The organism is Gemelliphila asaccharolytica (assembly GCF_001553005.1).
Taxonomy (GTDB): Bacteria; Bacillota; Bacilli; order Staphylococcales; family Gemellaceae; genus Gemelliphila; species Gemelliphila asaccharolytica.
This window is the reverse complement of record NZ_KQ959860.1, coordinates 25208-33446: the sequence shown is the minus strand read 5'-3', so window position 1 is coordinate 33446 and position 8239 is coordinate 25208. Positions and strand designations below refer to the sequence as shown.

The 8239-nt window shown below is 28.2% G+C and carries 6 protein-coding genes; 3 read left to right on the top strand and 3 right to left on the bottom strand.

Features of this window, described 5'->3' with window-relative positions; all coding sequences use genetic code 11:
- The coding region (locus HMPREF1871_RS01385; protein ID WP_198145743.1) for a Rib/alpha-like domain-containing protein at positions 1-1361 on the bottom strand (1361 nt) is incomplete at its 3' end.
- A gap of 197 nt (positions 1362-1558) precedes the next feature.
- Entirely contained in the window at positions 1559-2512 is a 954-nt protein-coding gene (locus tag HMPREF1871_RS01380) for an L-lactate dehydrogenase (protein ID WP_066129010.1), read from the bottom strand.
- 492 nt (positions 2513-3004) lie between these two features.
- Between HMPREF1871_RS01380 and HMPREF1871_RS01375 the strand changes: the two genes are divergently transcribed.
- On the top strand, positions 3005-4048 hold the full coding sequence (locus HMPREF1871_RS01375) for a LacI family DNA-binding transcriptional regulator (protein ID WP_066129008.1): 1044 nt from the start codon (positions 3005-3007) through the stop codon (positions 4046-4048).
- Between the two features lie 262 nt (positions 4049-4310).
- On the opposite strand, the gene HMPREF1871_RS01370 is transcribed toward HMPREF1871_RS01375, so the two are convergent.
- A complete protein-coding gene (locus HMPREF1871_RS01370) occupies positions 4311-5642 on the bottom strand; it encodes an MATE family efflux transporter (protein WP_066129005.1) in 1332 nt (443 codons plus the stop codon).
- Positions 5643-6012: 370 nt separating this feature from the next.
- On the opposite strand from HMPREF1871_RS01370, the gene HMPREF1871_RS01365 reads away from it, so the two are divergent.
- Together HMPREF1871_RS01365 and nhaC are read left to right on the top strand one after the other, a co-directional pair.
- Entirely contained in the window at positions 6013-6501 is a 489-nt protein-coding gene (locus tag HMPREF1871_RS01365; RefSeq protein WP_066129002.1) for a DUF4064 domain-containing protein, read from the top strand.
- Positions 6502-6786: 285 nt separating this feature from the next.
- On the top strand, positions 6787-8151 hold the full coding sequence (nhaC, locus tag HMPREF1871_RS01360; RefSeq protein ID WP_066128999.1) for a Na+/H+ antiporter NhaC: 1365 nt from the start codon (positions 6787-6789) through the stop codon (positions 8149-8151).
- The last annotated feature ends 88 nt before the right edge of the window (positions 8152-8239 follow it).

Here is an 8239-nt window from a genome sequence, read left to right as displayed (position 1 = left end):
AAGTCGCCGTCTTCTTTGTCTGTTGCTTTTGTTATTAATGTTTTTAGGTCTAAAGTTTCTCCAACTACTATTTCTCTGTCAGCTACTTCTAATTGAGGAGGTGTGTTTTTTGGTTTTTGATAATTTTCTTTTACAGTTAATTTGTATGTTATTTCTTTTTCATCTCCATTTGGATATTTGACAATACATACTACGTCTTTAGTTCCTACGGCAGTTGTATCAACATTATTTTTTAAAGAGTAAGTTGTTCCTGCCGGTAATTTGTCTTTATTAGTTATTCCTTCTTTATAATCAAAAGGATCTCCTTTTTTAATTTCTATGTTTTTTGTTATTGGGGTAGCAAATTCTTCCCATTTTGCTTTTAATATCGTATTTTTTGTAACTGGCAAGTCAAAATTATATTCTTCTCCGTCCTCATTAAGCCATTTTAGGAATTTAGCATATTTCTTTTTCGGATTTTCAATTTTATTTTTTGGTATTTTGGTGTTTTCATAAAGATAAATGTCATCCATTTTATTTCCACCGTTAGTGTCAAATTTTACTTGTGCTACCCATGATGCTCTTAACAAAAATACTGTATCATATAGGGGGTCTATAGCTGGATCGTTATAAAGTTGCCAGTCTCTATTATAGTCAGAAAATCTACTATTTTTGTCCCAGTAATACATTTTATCTGGTTGCGGGTATGGGGTACCATCAGGACGTTTTTTTGGAGTTTTTGTGTACCAACCGTTAAAGATAAGTCCTTCTTTTTTTGGGTTTTTAGGGAAGTTTGTAGTGTTATCTTTATTTACTCTTTTTGTTATAGGGTTTTTATTGCCGTCTATATTTCCACCTTGAAGGTCGAATTTTACGTCCATAAATGCAAGTGAAATTCTCACCTGCATATCTTTTCTTGTTTGTTCGACATTTTTTATTTTTACAACAATTTTATTATATCCCTCTTTTTTTAGGTATTTATAGTCATTTTCGTAGGATAGATGATAACCGTCTGTTATTTTGCTAGAATCTATTGTTATAGTTACCTCTTCTCCCTCTTCGTATTCTCCGCCATATCTTGCGAAATTTTTATCGCTTCGTTTACCATCATAACCTACAAAGTAGTTTTCTGATTTAAAGACATTTCCTTTTGAGTCTGTGACAGTTATGGGTAAATTTTTCCACATTTCATCAAATTTTCCTTGACCTATTCCGCTATAAAATGTGTGGCCACTATGCGGATTTTCAAGGGCGTTGAATGTTAAAATTAGAGGTATTTTTTCTTTATCTTTTGCTTGTGTTGAGGTGTGATTTGCAAAGCAAGTTAGCATAGTTATAGTAGCTAACGCTACGGATAAAGATTTCTTAAGTGAATTTTTCATTTTTTTTCTCCTTTTTGTAAAAAATGACAGATAATTTTTTATTTTTTTTATTTTTTTTATTTTTTAATATCACTCTATTTTAACTTGTTTATGCGATTTTTTCAAATCAAATAATAAAAATCCCCTAAACCTTTTGAAGATTTAGGGGATGAGAAAATCATATACCTAGACTAAAATATTAATAAAATTTGTAGAGATTATTCTACTACTTTGTATGCGTCATTAAGAGTTTTTCTTAATACTCCTGCAGAGTGTTGCATTTTTTCTAATTCATCTTTAGAAAGTTCCATTTCAACAACTTCTCTTACACCTTCACGTCCTATTATAGCAGGAACACCGATGTAAAGGTCTTTAACTCCGTATTGTCCATCACAGTATCCACTTACTGCAAGTTCAGTATTTTCGTCACGTAAGATAGCTTTAACTATAGCTAGTAGAGAAATACCGATTGCATAGTATGTAGCACGTTTACGGTTAATTACTTCGTATGCTGCACGCATAACTCTTTCTTCGATTTTTTTAAGTTCGTCTTTGTTTAGTTTGTCACTTGTTTCAAGGTATTTTTCAATTGGTTTACCATAAACATAAACATTTGACCATGCTGCAAATTGAGTGTCACCATGTTCACCCATGATATAACCACGAACAGCGTTAGGAGCTATGTTTAGAGTATCTCCAACCATGTAACGTAATCTTGAAGTATCAAGTGTAGTACCTGAACCAACTATGCGGTTTTTAGGGAATCCTGTGAATTTTTGTAAAGCGTTAGTAAGAACATCAACTGGGTTAGATGCGATAACAATAACTCCGTCAAATCCTGAAGTTTTGATTTTATCTGCCATGTCTTTTACTACTTTGATGTTTTTGTCAACAAGTTGTAATCTTGTTTCACCTGGTTTTTGAGGTAATCCACCACAGATAACAATAACATCAGCGTCAGCACATTGTTCATATCCACCAGATGTTACTTTAATTGGTGGTACTAATGCACCAGCGTGGTTTAAGTCCATTGCTTCACCTTCAGCTTTTTCTGGGAAAAAGTCGATAAGACCTAATTCTTCGCAAAGACCACTTGAATATAGTTGATAAGCAAAGCTCATTCCAACCATTCCTGCACCTATTAATACAACTTTTCTATTTTTAGCTTTCATATGAAAACTCCTCCATTTTTTTATTTCAAAATAAAGTATTATTTTGTCATAAAAATTATATCATAAAAAAGCTCAAAAAGAAAGCGAAAACAAAAAAATATAATTTTCATTTTTCATTATACATATAATTTTATTAAATGAAAGAATTTTTTTTAGATATTTATGACAGCGTTAGTGAAAAAGTCAAACTTAAATTTTAAAAATCACGTTTTCAAAAAAAAGACAAACTTTTTAATTAAGTATTTTGATTGCTTATTTATCGGTTATTAATGATAAATTCGTATTGCTTGAAAATTAAGAAAAAATATATTACTATTATAAACAAACCTATAATTTGAAAGAAATAGAAAAGGTTTTATAGATATTAGTAAAAATAATGAAAACTGTTTATCTGTAGGAAAAAATCTTATTTTCATAAAATAAGTGGACAATACATAAAAAATCTGATAAAATTAAAATGAAAAGGCTTTAATAAAAAGAGAGGAGGATAAGATGACAGTTACAATTTATGATGTTGCCAAGGAGGCCAAGGTGTCTATGGCAACAGTATCAAGAGTGGTTAATAAAAATCCAAATGTTAAAGAAGGGACTAAATTAAGAGTACAAGAAGCAATAAAAAAATTAAATTACACTCCTAATGCAGTTGCGAGGGGACTTGCTAGCAAAAAAACTACTACTATAGGAATAGTGCTTCCTGATATCTCAGATTTAGCTTCTGCAGAAGCGGTAAGTGGGATAGAATCAGTAGCTAATATGTATAATTATAATATTATCTTAGCTAACTCATGCAATAATAGTGAAACAGAAAAATCGATTTTTGATTCATTTATGAGCAAACAAGTTGATGGGATTTTATATTTAGGTCATTCTATGTCAGAAAGATCAAGAGCATATCTAAAAGATATGAGAGTTCCAGTTGTACTTTGTGGAAATATCTCAGTAGGAGGGGAATTTTACTCGGTAAATATAGATTATGAAAAAGCAGGATATGACGCAGTAAAAGAATTTCTTAAAAAAGGAAGAAAAAAAATAGCTTTAGTTATAAGTTCATATGAATCACAAAAAGCTCAAAAATTAATTTCAGGCTACAAGAGAGCGTTATTAGAAGAGAATGAAAGATTTGATGCTGGTTTAATTATAGATGGGTATAAAACATATAAAGAAAGTGATAAACAACTATATAGTAGAATACAAAAAGTGGGTGCAGAAGTTGTATTATCAATGTTTGATGAAGTCAGTCTTTCTATAGTTCAACAAGCTCAAGATGTAGGAGTAAAAATTCCAGAAGAATTAGAAGTTTTATCATTTGAAAACACTAAAATATTAGATATGGTAAGACCTAAGATATCTTCATTATTCCACCCAATTTTTGATATAGGAGCAGTTTCTATGAGAATTTTGACAAAAGTCATAGACATAGAAAAAGCAAAATCAAAAAATTTAGAATATGATGAAGAAGAAGAGAAAAAACTAAATAGAAATAATAAAGAAATGTGTTTACCACATAGAATAGTTCACAGACAAACAACTATATAATATGCTAAAAAAGTTTAGCGAAATTTTATAAAAAATTTTATAAAAATTATTTCTTAATAGAAAATAAATAAGCTAGGAGAAGGCAAAACAAGGTCAGATAGCTAATAAAAAGAAGTGAAAAAGATGTTAGATCTAGTAAAAAGAAACTTAAAATAATAAATAAAAAAAGACTTTGATAAAAATAAAAACTATAATCTCTGGTAAAGCGAGTCCTTTACTGTGATTATAGTTTTTTTTAATATTAATTTATAAAATCAATTTGCTACCTATAGGTATATTTTCTAAATTGGAAGAAGTAATACATTATCATGATTACCAGTCCAGTTGCCACCCAAGCGACAAGGTCGGCATGACATATAGCATCATATCCATATTGTCCTGTATAAAATACAACGACACAAATTCTAAGACCAAGCTCTACAAATCCTGCGCACATAGCTATAAAAGCAAGTCCATGACCTTGAAGAGCATTTCTATATAGAATTAAAAGTGACAAGATAGGATAACCCCAAAATACAGTATTAAAATAATTAGTAGTAGCTCCTATAAGTTCAGGAGTTTTATCTTTAGAAAATAATCCTGCTATAGCTTCACCATAATGGGTGATTATAAAAGCAGAAACTAAACTTAAACAAACACTCACAATAGCAGCAGAGGTAACTCCTTTTTTAATTCTATGATATTTTCTTGCTCCAAAATTTTGGCTTGTAAAAGTAGCTACAGCAGCACCAATAGCAACATAAATATTATTAAGTATGTTTTGAATTCTTGTAGCAATACTGTAACCAGCTATGTAAACTGTATCAAAACTATTTAAAAAGCTTTGAACTACCATAAATCCAATACCTGTAAATGAAAATTGTAATCCCATAGGAATACCTTGATTTAAAAGTCTTTTCATTAAATGTTTATCTTTGATTTTTTCTTCTTTATTAATAGAAAGAATAGGATATTTTTTTTTCACATAAAGCATAGAGAAAAAAACCGAAATGCTTTGACTAATTATAGTAGAAATTGCTGTTCCTACAAGTTCTAAATTAAAAGCAGAAACAAAAATATAAGTTAAAATTGTATTCATGACAACTGATAATGATAAGAATACTATAGGCATAACACTATTACCAACACTTCTTAAAATACCTGAATAAAGATTATAATAAAGTAGTGGAATACAACCAAGATACAAAACAAAAAGGAAGCTATGTGTCATATCAAAAAGAACACTAGGAGTTCCCATAAGTTTAAGTAAGGGAGTGTTAATGATTGCCAAAACGACAGTTAAAACAACTCCAGTATAAAAAGTTAATAGTTTAGCATTGTAACATAATTTTCTAAGCCTCACAAAGTCCCCTGCACCAAAACTTTGTGCCATATTAATACTAAAACCTTGAGTTATTCCCATACAAAAACCAATAACAACAAAGTTAATTGTACTTGCAATACCAATAGATGCAAGTGCTAAATTTCCTACAAATTGACCAAGAATTATTGAGTTAATAACAAGATACAAGTTTTGCATTAACCCTCCAATGAAAACGAAAAATGCGAAATTTAAAATTTGTGGCAATATCTTGCCTTTAGACATATCGTTCATAATCTACCTCCGTAACCGTTTATTATATACTTGTTTTTTTGAAAAATCAAGGGTAAATATTTTTTCAAACGTTTTTATTTTATCTTTTTTTATGTAAATGCTTTAATGGTTATAAAAAAAGTTTTTATAAAAAAATATAAAAAAAATAAAAAAAGATTTTCATTTAAAAGATATTATAATTTTTATATAATTGAATTATAAAGTATAATTAAAAATAATAAGAAAAATAGTCAAAAATAAATAATAATTTTCTATAAATTTTGCTAAATATGATATAATAAAAAAAATGAAAGCTTTAAAAATAATTAAAAATTTCTCCCCATTTGTATTGATAATTTAGGGGACTAGAGTGAATAATTAGGAGGAAAAAATGAAGAAATTTTCAAGGAAAATAGAAAAAACATTAGCGTGGATAGCAAATGTTATAATGTTAATAATAACAGCAACAGTAGGAATAATTGCTTTTTCAGGATATACCCAAGATATAATAAATAACCCTGAATTTAAAAATGAATTTGAAAAATCAATAGCACAATCAGGGTATGACGTTTCTAATTATGGTACAGATGTCATATTAGGGGTAATAAAACCTATACTTATTACATATGCTATAATTTTAATTATTACTTTTTTAGTTGCACTTGTAGCCACATTAATAATGAAAAAAAGAATATTATCAGCGATTTTATTTCTAATTTCTGTCGTTTTAAGCTTTATAACAACATTTTATATTCTTATTCCATCAATTATATACTTATTAGTTGCTATATTAATGCTAGTAAGAAAAGAAAAAATTAAAGAAGTAGAAGAAGACAGTGACGGAGATAACGAAAAAATAGAAAGAATAGAATATATTTAAAAAAATAATTATTTAGTATTCTTTCTCTAGAATCAAAATATAGCAAACCCTTTTAAACTGGTAAATAAAGAACCTTTATAGTATACAAAAATAAAAAAACCCTTTTTAACTATAGTTTTAAGTTAAAAAAGGGTTTTTTATTTTTAAAAGTGCAATATATTTTAGAAATTAAGAAGGAGAAAGTTTTAGCAATTTATAAATTTTAAATATTATCAAATTTTAGTTAAATTTGATATGAAACTTCTTATATGATAAGATAATAAGCATTAAGAAGAAGGTGATTTCATGATAAAACCATTAAGGAAAATAAAAAAAACAGAAGCAATTTTAATAATTTTAACTACCTTAATAATATTAGGGGGGATTATGATTTTTGTAAAGGACGCCCCTCCTCATATAGCAGTATTGTGTAGTATTATAGTTCTTTTAATTTATGGGTTAATAAGAGGAATAAAATATAAAGATATGCAAGCTGCTATGGCGATAAGTGTACATAGTAGTATAGGAGCTATATATCTTTTCTTTTTTATAGGAATATTAATTACAGCATTGATGAGTAGTGGAGCTATACCCAGCCTTATGTATTATGGTTTTTATATAATATCTGCAAAATTTTTTTATTTATCTGCTTTTCTAATATCATCTATAATAGGAATTGCAATAGGAAGTTCCCTTACAACAGTTTCAACCATAGGAGTTGCATTATTAGGTATTAGTCAAGCTTTTTCACTAGATACAAGTATAACAGTAGGAGCTATAGTATCAGGAGCGTTTTTTGGAGATAAGATGTCTCCATTAAGTGATACAACTTCCACAGCCGCAAGTGTTGTAGGAATAGATTTATTCACTCATATCAAAAATATGACCAAAACTACCATACCAGTATTTATAATTTCTAGTGTCATATATGCTCTATTATCTCAAAATATCAATATAAACAGTTTAGAAAATATAAAAGAGTTTCAAGAAAGTTTATTAGCAACAGGGCTTGTTCATTATTATAGTATAATTCCCTTTATACTATTATTACTATTAGCTATTTTAAAAATTGATGCCATAGTAAGTATTATTATAACTACAATTGTAAGTATTTTTATCACATACATCCACTCGTTTTATAGTGTAAAACAAATGATTAAATTCTTTTTCTCAGGTTTTAAAATGGAAGGAATAAATCAAAACATAGCAAGTTTAATTTCTCGTGGAGGAATTTCTAATATGTTTTTTACGATAACGATAATAATATTAGCATTAAGCCTTGGAGGACTTTTATTTTCACTAGGAGCAATAGACTCTTTATTAGAATATGTAGAAAAACATATCAAAACAAAATTCAAAGCGACGCTATCAGTAGCACTTACAGCAACATTAGTAAACTACATAGTAGGAGAACAATATTTAAGTATCCTTTTAAGTGGAGAATCATTTAAGCCTATATACAAAAAATTAGGAATGAAAGAAAAAAGTTTAGCAAGAACTTTAGAAGATGCAGGAACTGTAATTAATCCCCTAGTGCCTTGGAGTGTGTGTGGAGCATTTATCACCAGTACATTAGGTGTTAGTGTATTAAGCTACTTGCCTTTTGCAATATTTTGTTATGGAAGTTTAATATTTACCATAATAACTGGAGCAGTAAGCAAAAAATTATAAAGTAATAAAAAAAAGCTTTTATCAAAGAATTCTATAAAATATAGAAAATCAGAGAAAAAGCTTTTTTCTTTTGATTAAAAATTCAAAT